Genomic DNA, 16,233 nt, shown 5'->3' on the forward strand with positions numbered 1-16,233 from the left:
GACCCGCGGAGGACCGCCTTGCATCTCTCCCTCGACGGCAAGCGCGCCCTGGTCACGGGCGGATCGCGCGGGCTGGGCCTTGCCATGGCGCGCGCCTTCGCCGCGGCTGGCGCCCGCGTCGCCCTCGCCGCGCGGGAGGAGGGGCCGCTCGCCGAGGCCGCGGCCTCCCTGCCGGGCAGCGTCGCCGTCTCCGCCGACCTCGCGACCGCGGAAGGCTGCGAGCGCGCCTTCGTCGCCGCCGAGGCGGGGCTGGGCGGCGTCGACATCCTCGTCAACAACGCCGGCACCTCGCGCCGCGCGCCCTTCGCGGGCCTCACCGACGCCGAGTGGCAGGCGGACCTCGACCTCAAGCTCTTCGCGGCCATCCGCCTCACGCGCCTCGCCTGGCCGGGCATGGCGGCGCGGCGCTTCGGGCGGGTTTTGAACGTGCTGAACACGGGCGCCAAGGCGCCGCCCGCCGGCGGCGCGCCGACCGCCGTCTCCCGCGCCGCCGGCCTCGCGCTGACGAAGGTGCTGGCGGGGGAGGGGGCGCCGCTCGGCATCAACGTGAACGCCCTCCTCGTGGGCAAGATCGACAGCGACCAGTGGGTGCGCCGCCACGCGGCCGACCCCCAGGGGCAGAGCTACGAGGAGTGGATGCGCGACGCGGGCCGCGCCATCCCGATGGGGCGCATGGGCCGGGCGGAGGAGTTCGCCGCCATGGCGCTCGCCCTCGTCTCGGGGGCGGGCGACTACGTCACGGGCACCGCCATCAACGTCGACGGCGGCCTCTCGCCCGTTCCCTGAAGGGGGGCGCCCGCCGCCGCAATGCGGGGCAGCGGGCGGGGCGCGGGTCAGCCGCGGCGGGGAAGCTGGCGCTCTACCATCGTCGCCCACCAGGAGGCGCCGAGCGGCATCACCGCGTCGTTGAAGTCGTAGCGGGGGTGGTGGACCTGCGGGTCCGCCGCCGTGCGCCCGGCGCCGAGCATGAGGTAGGCGCCATCCTTGGCGTTGAGCATGAAGGAGAAGTCCTCGCCGCCCATGGTGGGCTTGGCGAGCCGCTCCACCTTCGCGTCGCCTGCCACCGCGCGCGCGGCCTCGGCGGCCAGGGCGGTGCTCGCCTCCTCGTTGATGGTCGCCGGGTACATGCGGTCGAAATGCACCTCGGCCTCGGCGCCGTAGGCGGCGGCGATGCCGGTGGCCAGCGCGCGCACCTTGCTCTCGAGGATGTCGCCGACCTCGGGCAGGTACCAGCGGGCGGTGCCGCGCAGGTTCACCACCTCGGGGATGACGTTGAAGGCCATGCCGCCCTCGATCTTGCCGATGGTGATGACCCCGGCCTCCACCGGCTCCACGTTGCGGGCGACGATGGACTGGAAGGCGGTGACGATCTGGGAGGCGATGACGATGGGGTCGTTGCCCTGGTGCGGCATGGCCCCGTGCGCGCCCTTGCCGGTGACCGTGATGCGGATGTCCGCCACCGCCGCCATCACCGGGCCGACGCGCCAGAGGAAGGTGCCCTCGGGCGCGCCGGGCCAGTTGTGCAGGCCGAAGACGCGGTCCATCGGGAAGCGCTCGAAGAGCCCCTCCTTGACCATCACCTCGCCGCCGCCGCCCATCTCCTCGGCGGGCTGGAAGATCATGTAGGCGGTGCCGGAGAAGTTCCGGGTCTCGGCGAGGTAGCGCGCGGCGCCGAGCAGCATGGCGGTGTGCCCGTCATGCCCGCAGGCGTGCATGACGCCGGGCGTGAGGGAGGCGTGGGGGACGCCGGATTCCTCGTGGATGGGCAGCGCGTCCATGTCGGCGCGGAGCCCGATCGCCCCGCCCTCGCCGCGGCCGCGGATGACGCCGACGACGCCCGTGGTCGCCATGCCGGTGATGACCTCGTCGCAGCCGAACTCGCGGAGCTTCTCCGCCACGATGCCCGCGGTGCGCACCTCCTGGAAGTTCAGCTCGGGGTGCTGGTGGAAGTCGCGGCGCCAGGCGGTCATGTCGTCCTGGAACTCGGCGATGCGGTTGATGACGGGCATGGAAACTCCGGGGGTGGTGAGCGGCGCGGATCGTGATCGGGCGGGGGCGCGGTGCCAAGCCCCTCAGCCCCGGCCCTCGCCGCCGGGCCGCCAGGCGAAGGTCAGGGCGAGCCCCTCCTCGAGGCCGATCGGGTCCACGCCGAGCCGCTCGCGCATCGGGCCGATGTCGAAGGCCTTGTCCTCGGTCAGGCGGCGCAGCTCGTCGCCGCGGATGCGAGGCAGGCCGGGCACGGCCCGCAGCAGGGGCGCGAGCGCGAGCAGCGGCGCGAGGGGGAGGGGCACCACGCGCGGCGGCGCGAAGCCGGCGGCGCGGCAGACCGCCCGCAGGAAGTCGGCGTAGTGGAGCGGCGCGGGGCCGGCGACCACCACGGCTTCGGGCGCCGCCCAGTCCCGCCGCAGCGCGGCCAGGAGCGAGCGCGTGACGTCGGACTGGTGGACCGGCTGCACCAGCGCGGCCCCGCCGCCGGGCAGGGGGGCCAGGGGCAGGCGGCGCAGCAGGGCGGCCAGGCGCTGCACGTTGTCCTCCCCCTCCGCGCCGTAGATCATGGTGGGGTGGAGGATGACGCCGGGCCGGCCGCTCTCCAGCAGCGCCGCCTCGCCCCGGCGCACGCCGTCGCCGTGGTCGTCCCGCCAGCGCGAGAAGCGGCGCGTGCTGCCCATGAGCACGAGCGGCGCGCCCTCGGGCGCCGCGGCCAGGATGGCCGGCGCGTGGCGGGCGTGGGCGCAGGAGACCACCCGGGCCGCCCCGGCCAGCGCGGCCCGCAGCGCCGGCCCGTCGCGGAGGTCCGCCAGGCGGGGCGCCCCGGGCAGGCCGGTCGCGGCCCAGCGGCCGGCGTCCCGCACCACCGGGCGGACGGCGAGGCCCGCGGCCGACAGCGCCCGGCAGAGGGCGACCCCCGACCGGCCGGAGGCGCCGATCACGGCGATGGATTCCGCCTTCGTGGGTTCCGGGCTCATCGGCATGTTCCCCAGCCCCCGCGGTCGAGGTGGAAGTGGTCGCGATGGGCGGCGTTGTAGTCTGGGCCGAGCACGGTCGCGAAGACCCGGCAGGCCTCGTCCCGCGCGCGGCGCAGGAAGGCGGCGGCCGGGCCGGGCGCCTCCCAGTCCCGCGGCAGGCCCACCGCGCGGCCGTCCGCCAGGGTGAAGCCGGCGATGTCGAACGCGTTGGCCGTCGCGTGCTGGCTGCGCCGCCCGCCCTCCGCGCCGGCGACGTTCCGGCAGTTGTAGGTGCCGAGGTGCCGCACGCCCGCGACCCGCTCGCCCAGCGTCGCCCGCGCCGCCGGCTGCAGCCCGTGCCGCTCGAAGAGAGCCCAGGCAGCGGCGATCGGGCAGTTCACCACCGGCGGGCCTGGGAGGAAGCGGAGGTCGCTGGCCAGGCGGACCGGGTCGGCGATGCCGCACCCGTCGCGCATCGGCTGCGGGGGCAGGGGGTGGAGCGGGATGCCCGAGAGCGCAAAGGAGGCGGCACAGAGGCCCGGCTCCCGCGCCATGCGGGAGAGCTTGTAGCGCGCGAGCAGGCCGGGCGGCTCGCGCAGGTCGAGCGGCGTGCGCGGGTCCCAGGCCGGGGGAAGCAGGATCGCGCGCGGCAGGAGGGCGAGCAGCGCCGCCGCCAGCAGGAGGACGAGAAGGGCCGGGTGGCGCCTCATGGGCGGCGCTTTCCGGGGCGGCCGGGCCGCTGCGCGGCGGTCCTGTCAGGCGCCATCCGTGCCTGTGGTATCATGATACCACAATCTTTTCCTTGACCCGGCGGGCGCGGCGGGCGATAGGGCGCGCCACCTTTCTGACTGAACACACGGATCATGCTGCAAACCCAGACCCGCTCGATCAAGCCGGCGGAGGTCCAGAAGAACTGGATCCTCATCGACGCCGACGGCCTCGTCCTCGGCCGCCTCGCCGCCATCGTGGCGGACCGCCTCCGTGGCAAGCACAAGCCGACCTTCACCCCGCATGTCGACTGCGGCGACCACGTGGTCATCATCAACGCCCGCCGCGTCCGCGTGACCGGCAACAAGGCGGAGCAGTCGATCTTCTACTGGCACACCGGCTACGCCGGCGGCATCAAGGGGCGCAGCATCCGCGCCGGCCTCGAGGGCCGCTTCCCCGAGCGCGTGCTCGAGAAGGCCGTGGAGCGGATGATCACCCGCAACAACCTCGGCCGCGCCCAGATGCGCAACCTGCACGTCTACGCCGGCGCCGAGCACCCGCATGCCGGCCAGTCGCCCCAGGCGCTGGACGTGGGCGCGATGAACCGCAAGAATCTCGCCGTTGCGAAGAAGGCCGCCTGAGCATGAGCGAGCAGACCACCACCACGGGCACCTCGCTGGCCGACCTCAAGGACCTCGTCGCCGGCACGCCCGCCAGCCCCGAGGCCGCGATCACCCGCGAGCCCAAGCGCGACGCCCAGGGCCGCGCCTACGCGACCGGCCGCCGCAAGAACGCCATCGCCCGCGTCTGGATCATGCCGGGCAAGGGCACGGTCACGATCAACGACAAGCCGGCCTCGAAGTACTTCGCGCGCCCGGTGCTGCGCATGCTGATCGCCCAGCCCTTCCTGGTGGCCGACCGCTACCAGCAGTTCGACGTGATGTGCACGGTCGTCGGCGGCGGCCTCTCCGGCCAGGCCGGCGCGGTGCGCCACGGCCTGTCCCGCGCGCTGACCAACTACGAGCCGGGCCTGCGCCCGATCCTCAAGAAGGCCGGCTTCCTGACGCGCGACCCGCGCGTGGTCGAGCGGAAGAAGTACGGCAAGCCGAAGGCCCGACGCTCCTTCCAGTTCAGCAAGCGCTGACGCCGGGCGGGTCCGGCGCCACGCCGGTCCTGCGCAGGACTGCTTATCGGAGGGGCGGCCCGCAAGGGCCGCCCCTCTTGCGTTTCCAGCCCCTCCACGCCCCAATCCGATTCTCCGAGGAGAGCACGATGGCCCAAGGCAGCATTCCCAGTGTCTTCATCGACGGCGAGGCCGGCACCACCGGCCTGCAGATCGTCGAGCGCCTGCAGGGCCGATCCGACCTCGTCCTCCGCTCCCTGCCGCCCGAGCACCGCAAGGACCCCGCCGCCAAGCGCGACCTCTTCGCCGAGGTGGACCTCGTCATCCTCTGCCTGCCCGACGCCGCCGCGAAGGAGGCGACCGCCGTCGCGGCCGGGCTCGGCGACCGGGCGCCGCGGCTGCTCGACGCCTCCACCGCCCACCGCGTGGACCCGGACTGGGTCTACGGCGTGCCCGAGCTCGCGCCCGGCCAGGCCGCGCGGATCGCCGCCGCGCCGCGGGTCGCCAACCCCGGCTGCTACCCCACGGGCGGCATCCTGCTGCTGCGCCCGCTGGTCGAGGCCGGGCTGCTGCCGGCCGACTACCCCGTCGCCGTGAACGCGGTCTCCGGCTACTCCGGCGGCGGCAAGGCGATGATCGCGGCCTTCGAGGAAGCCGGGGACGCGCCCGCCTTCGAGCTCTACGGCCTCGGCCTCGAGCACAAGCACCTGCCGGAGCTGCAGCACTATTCCGGCCTCTCGCGCCGCCCGATCTTCGTGCCGAGCGTCGGTGACTTCCGCCAGGGCATGCTCGTCTCCGTGCCCCTTCACCTCGACCTGCTGAACGGCCGCCCCTCGCCGGCCGCGCTCGAGGCCGCGCTCTCGTCCTACTACGCCGGGCAGGAGTTCGTGCGCGTGGTGCCCGCCGAGCCGGCGGGCAAGCTGGAGCCGGAGGCGCTGAACGGGACCAACCTCGTGGAGCTCCGCGTCTACGGCAGCGAGGCGCGGGGCCAGGCGGTGCTGGTCGCGCGGCTGGACAACCTCGGCAAGGGCGCCTCGGGGGCGGCGGTGCAGAACATGAACCTCATGCTCGGCCTCGAGGGCGCCGCCAGCCTGGAGCGCGCGGCGTGAGCGGGCCGCTCTTTCCCTTCAAGGGCAAGTGGCCGGTGATCCACCCGAGCGCCTTCGTCGCCCCCACCGCCTCGGTGATCGGCGACGTGGAGCTCGGGGAGGACGCGAGCGTCTGGTACGGCTGCGTGCTGCGCGGCGACACGAACTTCATCCGCATCGGCGCCCGCACCAACATCCAGGACGGCACCATCATCCACGTCAACGCCGGCACCATGCCGGCGGTGATCGGGGCGGACGTCACGGTCGGCCACGCCTGCATCATCCACGCCTGCACGCTGGAGGACCGCGCCTTCGTCGGCATGGGCGCGACGGTGCTGGACAAGGCCGTGATCGAGGAGGGCGGCATGCTCGGCGCGGGCGGGCTGCTGCCGCCGGGCAAGCGGATCGGGCGCAACGAATTGTGGCTGGGGGCTCCCGCCAAGCTGGTGCGCACCATGTCTGCGGAGGAGCGGGCCGGGTGGGACCGGACCGCGCCGCACTACGCCGAGCTGTCGAAGGAACACCGGGCCAGCCTCGAGTAGAGGCCCCGAAGGGGAAGAATGAGCCATGAGACGCACCGCCCTCGCCCTGGCCCTTGGCCTTCCCCTGGCGCTCGGCGCCTGCGCGGTGCCCTCCTCGGACCCGCCGCCGCCCGTGCCGCCGCTGGCGGGGCAGGGCGGGCAGACGCCGGTGCGCAACGCCATCAACGGCGCGGCGGAGGCCTTCGGCAACGCGGGCGTCCTGCTGGGCAAGCCGGCCGACGCCGCGGTCGCGGTCAGCCGGCTGGAATGGACCACCCTACTCGTCGGCGCCGACCGGAGCTTCTTCAACTTCAGCGCCGGCACCGCGGCCTCGCTGCTGGCCGCCCGCTACGAGGTCCGCCGCGCCCTCGGCATCCAGACCGACGCCCCCGGCACGACGGTGATCAACGGCATGGAGGCCGCGGCGGCCGCGCTGGCGCGGGGCGACGCCGCCGCGGCGACCGCGGCCCTCCCGCCCCCGGTCTTCGCCCCCGACACGCTCGCCCGCCTCGGCACGATCGGACGCCTGCCCCAAGCCAACCTGGCGACGCGGCGGGCGCAGCGGGACATCGAGTTCGGCCGCAGCGACGACGACGAGCTTCGCTGAGGCCAGACCAGCTTCTGAACCCGCTTCCGGGCCGGCTCCGGGTGACGGGCGGCGCGGGGCGGGGCATCCTGCGGCCGCCATGGCCCTGGATCACCCGATGACGCGACGCCGCGCCCTTCTCACCCTTTCCTGGCCCGCCCTCCTCGCGGCGGGGGGGCTTGGCGGCTGCGCGGAGCTGCGGCGGCCGAACGTCGCCTGGCCCGTCCCGCCCGGCCTCCTCCCGCCCGGCGAGGAGCCGGGGCGCGCGGCCGTGAACGCTATGGCGAGCGACATGCTGGGCGCCAGCGACGGCCTGAGGGACCAGCCGGCGCGGGTCGCGCGGGCGGCGGGGCTGATGGAGTGGATGGCGGTCGAGCTCAACACTCCCCGCTGGCAGCCAGTGCCGGCCGAGGCCCGCGGCGGCATCGCACTGGCGCGGGACGAGATGCGGGGCGCGCTCGGCGCCGACCCGCTGGCCGATTCGCCGCGCCTCGCGGCCGCGCTGGCCGGCGCCCACCGGGCGCTCGCCCGCGGAGACCGGGCGGGGGCTGCGGCCGCCCTGCCGCGCGCTCTCTTCCCGCGCGGGGGAGAGGCGGCGCTGCTCCGCCTCGCGGACCCCGGGCCGCTGCCGCAGGGCGAGATCTCGACCGCCTTCCTCGCGGAGCGCGTGCGGGCGCTCGACGAGGTGAACGGCTGGGGCGCGGACTTCGACACGCCCGTGCCGGCCGACCGGGGAGGGCGGGGGCCCGTCCCCTTCGGGCTTTAGGCCGCCGGCCGGGGCTCAGTCCCCGGCCATCACCTTCACGTAGCTGCCGGGCGCGTCCTCGAGCGCCGGCAGGGCGCCCTCGCCGGGCTGGCGGGCGGGCACCATCGTGCGGTCCTGCGCGACGACCCAGCGCTGCCAGTCCGGCCACCAGGAGCCGGCGAGCTCCGTCGCCGCCTCGAACCAGTCGCCGGGCTGCTGGGGGGAGGGCCCCTCGTTGACCCAGTGGCTGTACTTGCCGCTGTCCGGCGAGTTCACGACGCCCGCGATGTGGCCGGAGGCCGCGAGGACGAAGCGGACCGGGCCGGAGAAGAGGCCCGTCGCCCGGTAGCTGCTCTTCCAGGGGGCGATGTGGTCCTCGCGCGTCGCCAGGACATAGGTGGGCAGCTTGACGTCACGCAGGTCGAGCGAGACCCCGTCCAGCTCGATCCCGCCGGGCTTCACGAGGTCGTTCTGCTGGTACATCCGGCGAAGGTAGAAGGAGTGCATCTTCGCCGGCATGCGCGTGGAATCGCCGTTCCAGAACAGCAGGTCGAAGGGGAAGGGCTCCTGGCCGAGAAGGTAGTTCTGCACGACGAAGGACCAGATGAGGTCGTTGGCGCGCAGCATGTTGAAGGTGTCGGCCATCTCCGACCCCTCGAGGAAGCCGCGCTGACTCATCTTCGCCTCGATGGCCTGGAGCTGCTCCTCGTCGATGAAGACGCCGAGCTCCCCCGCTTCCTCGAAGTCGAGCATGGTCGTGAAGAAGGTGGCGGAGGCGACGCGGTCGTCGCCCGTCTTGGCCATGTGCGCGAGGGTGGAGGCGAGCAGCGTGCCGCCGAGGCAGTAGCCGATGGCGTTCACCTGCCGCTCCCCCGTCGCCTGCTCGATGGCGTCGAGCGCGGCGTAGGGGCCGAGGCGCATGTAGTCGTCGAACCCCATCTCGGCGAGGGATTCGTCGGGGTTCACCCAGGAGCAGACGAAGACCGTGTGGCCCTGGCTGACCGCCCAGCGGACGAAGGAGTTCTTCGGGCGGAGGTCGAGGATGTAGAACTTGTTAATCCAGGGCGGCAGGATCAGCAGCGGGCGCTTGAGGACCTTGTCGTTGGTCGGCGTGTACTGGATGAGCTCCATCAGCGCGTTGCGGTAGACGACCTTGCCCGGCGTGACCGCGATGTTCTCGCCGATCTTGAACTTGCTCTCGTCGGTCATGTTGATGCGGAGCTTGCCGTGCCCGCGCTCGAGGTCCGACAGGAGGTTCGACAGGCCCTTGAGGAGGTTCTCGCCGCCGGTCTCCGCCGTTTTGCGCAGGACCTCGGGGTTGGTCATCCAGAAGTTGGTCGGGCTCATCGCGTCGACGAACTGGCGCGTGTAGAAGTCGACCTTCTGGGCGGTCTTCGGCGGCAGGCCCTCCGCCCCGTGCACCACGTTGGTGAAGTAGCGGGACGAGAGCAGGTAGGACTGCTTGATGAAGTCGAAGACCTCGTTCTCGCGCCAGGCGTCGTCCTTGAAGCGCTTGTCGCCGCGGCGCTCGGCGATCACGGGGCTTGCCTGGCCGCCCATGATGCGGCGCGCGGTGTTCTGCCAGAGCGTGAGGTAGTCCTGCCAGAAGCCGATCTGCGCCTGCACGAGGCGGGCGGGGTTGGACATCAGGCGGGTCGTCATCTCAAGGAAGGCGCCGCCGATGTTCAGCGGGTCGGTGGCCGGGCGGCCGTCGCCCTGGCCCTGGCGGCGGAGGAACTCGGCCACCAGCCGCTGCCCGCGCTCGGCCACGTCCGCCATGGTGCGGCTGACGACGGCGGGGTCGGGCAGGCGGAAGTTGGGCGCCTCGGCGAGGGCGGGCACGCCCTTGGCCGCCGCGGGATCCGGGGCGGCGGCCGCGGGCTGCGGCGCGGCGGGCTCGGGCTTGGCTTCGGGAGCGGCGGCCTCCGCCGGCGCCGCGGCGGGGGGCTTCGACACCTCCGCGGCGGGGCGCGCGACCTTGCCCGGCGCGGCGGCCGGCACGGGCGAGGAGGCCGCGACGGCCATGGCGATGCGCGACGCCGCGGGCTCGGCCGCCGGCACCGGGGCGCCGGGCGGGTGGGCCAGCACCATCGGGGCGCGCGGCGCCTCCGGCGTCGCGAGGGCGGGCGCCTTCGCCTTGCGGGGGGAGGGGGGGGTCACGGGCGGCACCTTCTCGGCCTGCGCGACGGGCGCCTTCGCCCACTCGCCCCGGGGGGGGCGCTTCGCCAGGACGGGCGCCGGCGGGCTGCCCTGGGTGGTCGCGCCGAGCGCCTCCGCCCCGGACTGCGCCACCTCTGACGGGGTCCGGCCGCTCTTACGCTTCTGGCTCATGCTGCGTCCTCATCCCTGCCGACCTGACCGCCTGGCCGGGCTGGCCTTCCTGGCTCTCGTTCCGTGGCTTCCGCCGGCCGCCATTCTGCGGCAAACCCCCGGTGGAGAGGAGCGTGCGATGCGCGAGAGGGCCATGCCGTTTCGGCCGGATGCCGGCCGGTACGTCGAAGCTAGGGACCCGGGTCCGGCGAGACAAGCGCGCCCCGGCCGGGGGCTCGCGCGCGTCCTGCTCGCCTCCGCCCTCCTCGGCGGCTGCGTCGGCTCCCCCGGCGAGTCGCCCCGCGAGTTCTATCGCCAGATCAGCGGGGAGGCCCTGGAGAGCCGCCCCCTGCCGCCGGGCATGGACCGGCCGAGCCCGAACCTCGCCACCGTGCCGCAGCGCCCCTCCCGCGGGCCCTCGAGCGCGCGGGCGGACCTCTCCGCGAGCCTCGCCGCGAACCGCGCCGCGGCCGCCACCCCGCTGACGCCCGGCGCCCCCGTCCCGGACCGCCCGGCGACCGAGGGCCTGGCCGCGGTGCCCGCCGCGCCGCCCGCCCCCGCCCGGCTGGCCCCCGCGCCCCGGATCGGCACGGGCCCCGCGACGCTGCTGGTGCCCGGGACCGCGGCGCCGGTGATCGAGGAGGCTGCGCCGGAGGGGCCGTCGCCCGCGCTCACCGCGCCCGCCGCCCCCGATCTCGCGGCGCCGCCCAGCTTTCCCTCCATCGCGCCTCGCGGCCGCTGACCGCGCCCGCTATCCTCGCCCCGCCTCCCGCGCCCCGTCTCTCAAGCCAGATCACCGAGCACCCCATGACCGACGAGTTCCACCGCATCCGCCGCCTGCCGCCCTACGTCTTCGCGGAGGTCAACGCGGCCAAGGCCAAGGCGCGCGGGGCGGCAGAGGACGTGGTGGACCTCGGCATGGGCAACCCGGACAGCCCGACGCCGCCGCACATCGTGGCGAAGCTGATCGAGGCCGTGCAGGACCCGCGGACGCACCGCTACTCCGCCTCCAAGGGCATCCCGGGCCTGCGAAAGGCCCACGCCGCCTACTACGCCCGCCGCTTCGGCGTGAAGCTCGACCCCGAGACCGAGGTGATCGCAACCCTCGGCAGCAAGGAGGGGCTGGCGAACCTCGCCCAGGCGATCTCGTCGCCGGGCGACACCATCCTCGTGCCGAACCCCTCCTACCCCATCCACCAGTTCGGCTTCCTCATCGCCGGCGCCTCCGTGCGCTCCATCCCCTACACGCCGGACGACGAGATGCTGCGGGCGATCGACCGCGCCGTGCGGCATTCCGTGCCCAAGCCCACGGCCGTGATCGTGAACTTCCCGTCCAACCCGACGGCGCTGGTGGCGGGCATCGAGTTCTACCGCGAGCTGGTGGCCTTCTGCCGCCGCCACGAGATCTACATCCTCTCCGACCTCGCCTACGCGGAGCTCTACTACGGCGCGACGCCGCCCCCCTCCGTGCTGGAGGTCGAGGGCGCGAAGGACGTGGCGGTGGAGTTCACCTCCATGTCCAAGACCTACAACATGCCGGGCTGGCGGATGGGCTTCGCGGTGGGCAACCCGAAGCTGATCGCGGCGCTGACGCGGGTGAAGTCCTACCTCGACTACGGTGCCTTCACGCCGATCCAGGTGGCGGCGACGGCCGCGCTGAACGGCCCGCAGGACTGCATCGCGGAGATGCGGGCCCTCTACAAGGACCGGCGCGACGTGCTGGTGAAGGGGCTGCGCGGGGCCGGCTGGGACGTGCCCTCGCCGGAGGCCTCCATGTTCATCTGGGCGCCGATCCCCGAGCGCTTCCGGCATCTCGGCAGCGTGGAGTTCTCCAAGCTGCTGCTCGCCCGCGCGAAGGTAGCGGTGGCGCCAGGCATCGGCTTCGGGGAGCACGGCGACGACCATGTCCGCATCGCCCTCGTCGAGAACAACCACCGGATCCGCCAGGGCCTGCGCGGCATCCGCAGCTTCCTGCAGGGCGACAACGCCGCGCCCGCCATCGACGAGGCCGTGAAAGAGGACGCCGTCCGCGCATGACCCGTCCCCTTGCTGTCGCGGTCGCCGGCCTCGGCACGGTCGGCGCCGGCGTGCTCGGCCTGCTGCGCGGCAACGCGGAGATCATCGCGGCCCGCGCCGGCCGCCGCATCGCCGTCACCGCCGTCTCCTCCCGCGACCGCACGCGCGACCGCGGCATCGGCCTCGACGGGCTGCGCTGGTACGACGACCCCGTGGCGCTGGCCAACGACCCCGCGGTGGACGTGGTGGTGGAGACCATCGGCGGCAGCGAGGGCTCGGCCCGCGCGCTGATCGGCGCGGCGCTGGCGGCCGGCAAGCCGGTGGTGACCGCCAACAAGGCGCTGCTGGCGATCCACGGCGCCGAGCTTGCGGAGACCGCGGCCAAGGGCGGCGTGCCGCTCGCCTTCGAGGCGGCGGTGGCCGGCGGCATCCCCGCCATCAAGGCCATCCGCGAGGGACTGGCCGCCAACCGCATCACGCGCGTGACCGGCATCCTCAACGGCACCTGCAACTACATCCTGACGCAGATGCGCGAGCGCGGGCGGGAGTTCGCGGAGGCGCTGAGCGAGGCCCAGAAGCTCGGCTACGCCGAGGCCGACCCGACCTTCGACGTGGACGGCATCGACGCCGCGCACAAGCTCGCCATCCTGGCCGCGCTCGCCTTCGGGCGGCCCGTGGACTTCGGCGCGGTGCACGTGGAGGGCATCCGCGCCGTCTCCGCGCTCGACATCCGCCTCGCCGAGGAGCTCGGCTACCGCATCAAGCTGCTCGGCATCGCCTCCTGCTCCGAGGCGGGGGTGGAGACGCGCGTGCACCCCTGCATGGTGCCGGCGAGCCACCCGGTCGCGACCGTGGACGGCGTCTTCAACGCGGTGGTGGCCGAAGGCGACCATGTCGGCCGCGTGGTGCTGGTCGGCCGTGGCGCCGGCGCGGGGCCGACGGCCAGCGCGGTTGTGTCGGACCTCATCGACATCGCGCGCGGCCGCCACACGCCCGTCTGGGGCGCGGAATCCTTCTCGGCCCTGCCCTCGGTCGGCATGGAGCGCCATGTGGGCGCCTACTACCTCCGCCTGATGGTGGTGGACCGCCCCGGCGTGATCGCGGACGTGACGGGCGCGCTGCGCGACGCCGGGATCTCCCTCGAATCCATGCTTCAGCGCGGCCGCGCGCCCGGCGAGGCGGTTCCCGTCGTCGTCACCACCCATGAGGCGCGCGAGGTCGCGATGCGCGAGGCGCTCGCCCGCATCGCGGCGCTCGACGCCGTTCTCGAACCCCCCGCCCTCATCCGGATCGAAACGCCATGAGCATCAACCCCGACGCGCCGCTGCAGAGCGACCGCAACCTTGCCATGGAGCTCGTCCGCGTGACCGAGGCGGCGGCGATCTCCGCCTCCCGCTGGATCGGGCGCGGCGACAAGAACAGCGCGGACGGGGCCGCGGTGGACGCCATGCGCCGCGCCTTCGACAGCGTCGCCATCACCGGCACCGTCGTGATCGGCGAGGGCGAGATGGACGAGGCGCCGATGCTCTACATCGGCGAGAAGGTCGGCTCGGGCGGCCCCGAGGTGGACATCGCGGTGGACCCGTTGGAGGGCACCTCGATCTGCGCCCGCGGCATGCCCAACGCGATCGCGACGCTCGCCGTCGCCGAGAAGGGCGGCTTCCTGCACGCGCCCGACATCTACATGGACAAGATCGCGGTCGGCCCCGGCCTGCCGGACGGCGTCGTGCACATCGACGCCAGCCCGAAGGAGAACCTCCGCAACCTCGCCCAGGCGAAGAAGTCGGCGATCGAGGACCTGGTCGTCTGCACGCTCGACCGCGACCGCCACAAGGACATCATCCGGGCCTGCCGCGAGGCCGGGGCGCGCATCATGCTCATCCCCGACGGCGACGTGGCCGGCGTGGTCGCCTGCTCGCAGCCCGAGGCGGGGGTGGACATGTACATCGGCTGGGGCGGCGCGCCCGAGGGCGTGCTGGCCGCGGCGGCGCTTCGCTGCATCGGCGGGCAGATGCAGGGGCGGCTGATCTACGAGGACGACGCCCAGCGCGAGCGCGCGAAGTCCATGGGCATCACCGACCCCGACCGCATCTTCGGGGTCGAGGATATGGCACGGGGCGACGTGATGTTCTCCGCCACCGGCGTCACCACCGGCGCCATGCTGCGCGGCGTGCAGCGCACGGCCAACCGCGCCATCACCCACTCGATCGTCATGCGCAGCAAGACCGGCACGGTCCGCTACATCGAGGGGCACCACAACTTCGCCATCAAGCCGAACCTCTTCGTTGCCTGACCTTCCAATCCCGGACGGCGGCCCCGACGCCGCGGCCGAGGCGGTCCTCGGCGTCACCCGCAGCGCCACCGGGCGCCGCTGGGTCTGGCGCGCGGGCGACGCGCGCACGGGCCTCGCCATTGCCCAGCGGCTCGCGGTGCCCGAGCTCGTGGGGCGCCTCCTCGCCGCCCGGGGCGTGGGGGTGGAAGGGGCCGCGGAGTTCCTCGAGCCGCGGCTCCGCGCCGCCATGCCCGACCCCTCCTGCCTGCGCGACATGGACCGCGCCGCCGCCCGCCTGGCCGAGGCCGTGCGCGCGGGGGAGAGGGTCGCGGTCTTCGCCGACTACGACGCGGACGGCGCCTGCGCGGGCGCGCTGACGACCCGCGTGCTGCGCGACCTCGGCGCCTCCGTCACCCACTACGTGCCGGACCGGATCAAGGAGGGCTACGGCCCCAACGCCCCTGCCATCGCCGCGCTCTGCGACGCCGGCGCGACGCTCATCGTCTGCGTCGACTGCGGGATCTCCGCCGCCGCAGCGCTCTCGGCGGCGGAGGGGCGGGCGGATGTCGTGGTGCTCGACCACCACAAGGCCGAGGGGCCGCCGCCGCCCATCCTGGCGACGGTCAACCCCAACCGGCTGGACTGCGATTCCGGCCTCGGCTTCCTCTGCGCGGGCGCGATCTGCTTCATGACGGCGGTGGCCCTGCACCGGCACCTCCGCAAGGCCGGCCACTTCGAGGGGCGGGCCGAGCCGCCGCTGCTCGACCTGCTGGACCTCGTGGCGACCGCGACGGTCTGCGACGTCATGCCCCTCACCGGCCTGAACCGCGCGCTCGTCGCCCAGGGGCTGCGCGTGATGGCCCGGCGCGGGCGGCCCGGCATCGCGGCCCTGCTGGAGGTGGCGGGGGTGAAGGACGTGCCCAGTGCGCACTCGCTCGGCTTCGCCCTGGGCCCGCGGCTGAACGCCTCCGGCCGGATCGGGGAGAGCGACCTCGCGCTCCGCCTCCTGCTGGAGGAGGACCCGCTCGAGGCCCGCGCCATGGCCGAGCGCCTCGACGGCACCAACCGGCGGCGGCAGGAGGTGGAGGCCGGGGTGATGGAGACGGCGCTCCGCCTTGCCGAGGCCGCCGCGGCCGCGGGCGACCCCGTTCTGCTCATCGTGGGGGAGGGCTGGCACCCCGGCGTGGTCGGCATCGTCGCCGGCCGGGTGAAGGAGCGCTTCAACCGGCCGGCCATCGTCGCCGGCCTGGCCGACGGCTTGGCCAAGGGCTCGGGCCGCTCGGTCCCCGGCCTCGACCTCGGGGCGGCCGTCATCGCCGCGCGGCAGGCGGGGCTGCTCGAGACCGGCGGCGGCCACGCCATGGCGGCCGGCCTCTCCTTCAGGGCCGGGCGCCTGGAGGAGGTGCGGGCTTTCCTGAGCGAGCGGCTCGCGCGCGCCGCCGACCTGCCGGGGGCGGCGGCGCTGGTGGTGGAGGGGACGCTGACCGTTGCCGCCGCCAACACCGCCATGGCCGAGCAGGTGGCCCGCCTCGCCCCCTTCGGCACCGGCAACGAGGAGCCCGTCTTCGCGCTCCGCCACGCCCGGGTGGTGCGCGCGGACCGCGTGGGCAAGGAGGGCGCGACCATCCGCCTCTTCCTGGAAGGGGAGGGGGGAGGGCGCCTCAAGGCCGTGTGCTTCCGGGCCAAGGAGGGGCCGCTGGCCGAGCTTCTCCTCGGCCCGCGCAACGTGCCGCTCCATCTCTGCGGCGTGCTGCGTGCCGAGAGCTGGAACGGGGAGGTCTCCACCTGCCTTCATGTGCAGGACGCGGCGCCGGCCTGAGGGGTTTCGGGTTGTTCCGGGGCGCGCCTGGCCTTAACTCGGCGCCGGGCCCCGGCGGACCGGCGGGGTTTCCCCCTGGACGGGCGGGGCCCGGTGCCCC

16 protein-coding genes are annotated in these 16,233 nt (G+C 74.4%); 12 read left to right on the forward strand and 4 right to left on the reverse strand.

Annotated elements, in window-relative coordinates; translation table 11 throughout:
• The first annotated feature begins 18 nt into the window (after positions 1-18).
• On the forward strand, positions 19-786 hold the full coding sequence (locus tag EAH89_RS17105; protein WP_140884927.1) for an SDR family oxidoreductase: 768 nt from the start codon (positions 19-21) through the stop codon (positions 784-786).
• 47 nt (positions 787-833) lie between these two features.
• On the opposite strand, the gene EAH89_RS17110 is transcribed toward EAH89_RS17105, so the two are convergent.
• The 3 genes from EAH89_RS17110 to EAH89_RS17120 all read right to left on the reverse strand — a co-directional run bounded on the left by EAH89_RS17110 (position 834) and on the right by EAH89_RS17120 (position 3,655).
• Complete coding sequence (locus EAH89_RS17110; protein WP_140884928.1) at positions 834-2,009, reverse strand: M20 aminoacylase family protein; 1,176 nt, start codon at positions 2,007-2,009, stop codon at positions 834-836.
• 63 nt (positions 2,010-2,072) lie between these two features.
• Complete coding sequence (locus EAH89_RS17115) at positions 2,073-2,966, reverse strand: NAD(P)H-binding protein (protein WP_140884929.1); 894 nt, start codon at positions 2,964-2,966, stop codon at positions 2,073-2,075.
• The gene (locus tag EAH89_RS17120) at positions 2,963-3,655 is read right to left on the reverse strand and encodes an extensin-like domain-containing protein (protein ID WP_140884930.1); all 693 of its coding nucleotides are present in this window, start codon (positions 3,653-3,655) and stop codon (positions 2,963-2,965) included. The genes EAH89_RS17115 and EAH89_RS17120 overlap by 4 nt, the downstream gene beginning before the upstream one ends.
• A gap of 153 nt (positions 3,656-3,808) precedes the next feature.
• Here EAH89_RS17120 and rplM point away from each other — a divergent pair, with 153 nt between their 5' ends.
• The 6 genes from rplM (at position 3,809) to EAH89_RS17150 (ending at position 7,737) form a co-directional block, all read left to right on the forward strand.
• Positions 3,809-4,294, forward strand: a complete 486-nt coding sequence (gene rplM / locus EAH89_RS17125) for a 50S ribosomal protein L13 (protein ID WP_140884931.1) — start codon at positions 3,809-3,811, stop codon at positions 4,292-4,294.
• A 2-nt stretch (positions 4,295-4,296) separates the two neighbouring features.
• Positions 4,297-4,797: a 30S ribosomal protein S9 gene (rpsI, locus tag EAH89_RS17130; RefSeq protein WP_140884932.1), complete on the forward strand. Its 501-nt coding sequence runs from the start codon at positions 4,297-4,299 to the stop codon at positions 4,795-4,797.
• A gap of 128 nt (positions 4,798-4,925) precedes the next feature.
• Positions 4,926-5,885: an N-acetyl-gamma-glutamyl-phosphate reductase gene (gene argC, locus EAH89_RS17135; RefSeq protein ID WP_140884933.1), complete on the forward strand. Its 960-nt coding sequence runs from the start codon at positions 4,926-4,928 to the stop codon at positions 5,883-5,885.
• The gene (locus tag EAH89_RS17140; protein WP_140884934.1) at positions 5,882-6,406 is read left to right on the forward strand and encodes a gamma carbonic anhydrase family protein; all 525 of its coding nucleotides are present in this window, start codon (positions 5,882-5,884) and stop codon (positions 6,404-6,406) included. Before argC ends, EAH89_RS17140 begins: the two co-directional genes overlap by 4 nt.
• A 25-nt stretch (positions 6,407-6,431) precedes the next feature.
• Positions 6,432-6,992 carry a hypothetical protein gene (locus EAH89_RS17145; protein WP_140884935.1) on the forward strand — a complete coding sequence of 187 codons (561 nt, stop codon included), beginning with the start codon at positions 6,432-6,434 and terminating at the stop codon, positions 6,990-6,992.
• Positions 6,993-7,089: 97 nt separating this feature from the next.
• Complete coding sequence (locus tag EAH89_RS17150; RefSeq protein ID WP_140884936.1) at positions 7,090-7,737, forward strand: hypothetical protein; 648 nt, start codon at positions 7,090-7,092, stop codon at positions 7,735-7,737.
• 15 nt (positions 7,738-7,752) lie between these two features.
• On the opposite strand, the gene phaC is transcribed toward EAH89_RS17150, so the two are convergent.
• Entirely contained in the window at positions 7,753-10,047 is a 2,295-nt protein-coding gene (phaC, locus tag EAH89_RS17155) for a class I poly(R)-hydroxyalkanoic acid synthase (protein WP_456306508.1), read from the reverse strand.
• Between the two features lie 118 nt (positions 10,048-10,165).
• On the opposite strand from phaC, the gene EAH89_RS17160 reads away from it, so the two are divergent.
• The 5 genes from EAH89_RS17160 (at position 10,166) to recJ (ending at position 16,133) form a co-directional block, all read left to right on the forward strand.
• Positions 10,166-10,768 (forward strand): hypothetical protein, encoded by a 603-nt coding sequence (locus EAH89_RS17160; protein WP_140884937.1) that lies wholly within the window; start codon positions 10,166-10,168, stop codon positions 10,766-10,768.
• A 65-nt stretch (positions 10,769-10,833) separates the two neighbouring features.
• On the forward strand, positions 10,834-12,063 hold the full coding sequence (locus EAH89_RS17165) for an LL-diaminopimelate aminotransferase (RefSeq protein WP_140884938.1): 1,230 nt from the start codon (positions 10,834-10,836) through the stop codon (positions 12,061-12,063).
• Positions 12,060-13,346: a homoserine dehydrogenase gene (locus tag EAH89_RS17170; RefSeq protein WP_140884939.1), complete on the forward strand. Its 1,287-nt coding sequence runs from the start codon at positions 12,060-12,062 to the stop codon at positions 13,344-13,346. The genes EAH89_RS17165 and EAH89_RS17170 overlap by 4 nt, the downstream gene beginning before the upstream one ends.
• On the forward strand, positions 13,343-14,335 hold the full coding sequence (glpX, locus tag EAH89_RS17175; protein WP_140884940.1) for a class II fructose-bisphosphatase: 993 nt from the start codon (positions 13,343-13,345) through the stop codon (positions 14,333-14,335). Before EAH89_RS17170 ends, glpX begins: the two co-directional genes overlap by 4 nt.
• Positions 14,328-16,133 carry a single-stranded-DNA-specific exonuclease RecJ gene (gene recJ / locus EAH89_RS17180; protein ID WP_241667069.1) on the forward strand — a complete coding sequence of 602 codons (1,806 nt, stop codon included), beginning with the start codon at positions 14,328-14,330 and terminating at the stop codon, positions 16,131-16,133. Before glpX ends, recJ begins: the two co-directional genes overlap by 8 nt.
• Positions 16,134-16,233: the final 100 nt, after the last annotated feature.

Source organism: Muricoccus nepalensis (assembly GCF_006438825.1).
GTDB classification, from domain to species: Bacteria; Pseudomonadota; Alphaproteobacteria; order Acetobacterales; family Acetobacteraceae; genus Roseomonas; species Roseomonas nepalensis.

Excerpts from the sequence above, each read along its gene's own strand:
- EAH89_RS17110 (WP_140884928.1), bottom strand. The coding sequence starts at position 2,009 with ATGCCCGTCATCAACCGCATCGCCGAGTTCCAGGACGACATGACCGCC.
- EAH89_RS17115 (WP_140884929.1), bottom strand. The coding sequence starts at position 2,966 with ATGAGCCCGGAACCCACGAAGGCGGAATCCATCGCCGTGATCGGCGCC.
- EAH89_RS17120 (WP_140884930.1), bottom strand. The coding sequence starts at position 3,655 with ATGAGGCGCCACCCGGCCCTTCTCGTCCTCCTGCTGGCGGCGGCGCTG.
- rplM (WP_140884931.1), top strand. The coding sequence starts at position 3,809 with ATGCTGCAAACCCAGACCCGCTCGATCAAGCCGGCGGAGGTCCAGAAG.
- rpsI (WP_140884932.1), top strand. The coding sequence starts at position 4,297 with ATGAGCGAGCAGACCACCACCACGGGCACCTCGCTGGCCGACCTCAAG.
- argC (WP_140884933.1), top strand. The coding sequence starts at position 4,926 with ATGGCCCAAGGCAGCATTCCCAGTGTCTTCATCGACGGCGAGGCCGGC.
- EAH89_RS17145 (WP_140884935.1), top strand. The coding sequence starts at position 6,432 with ATGAGACGCACCGCCCTCGCCCTGGCCCTTGGCCTTCCCCTGGCGCTC.
- EAH89_RS17150 (WP_140884936.1), top strand. The coding sequence starts at position 7,090 with ATGACGCGACGCCGCGCCCTTCTCACCCTTTCCTGGCCCGCCCTCCTC.
- phaC (WP_456306508.1), bottom strand. The coding sequence starts at position 10,047 with ATGAGCCAGAAGCGTAAGAGCGGCCGGACCCCGTCAGAGGTGGCGCAG.
- EAH89_RS17160 (WP_140884937.1), top strand. The coding sequence starts at position 10,166 with ATGCGCGAGAGGGCCATGCCGTTTCGGCCGGATGCCGGCCGGTACGTC.
- EAH89_RS17165 (WP_140884938.1), top strand. The coding sequence starts at position 10,834 with ATGACCGACGAGTTCCACCGCATCCGCCGCCTGCCGCCCTACGTCTTC.
- EAH89_RS17170 (WP_140884939.1), top strand. The coding sequence starts at position 12,060 with ATGACCCGTCCCCTTGCTGTCGCGGTCGCCGGCCTCGGCACGGTCGGC.
- glpX (WP_140884940.1), top strand. The coding sequence starts at position 13,343 with ATGAGCATCAACCCCGACGCGCCGCTGCAGAGCGACCGCAACCTTGCC.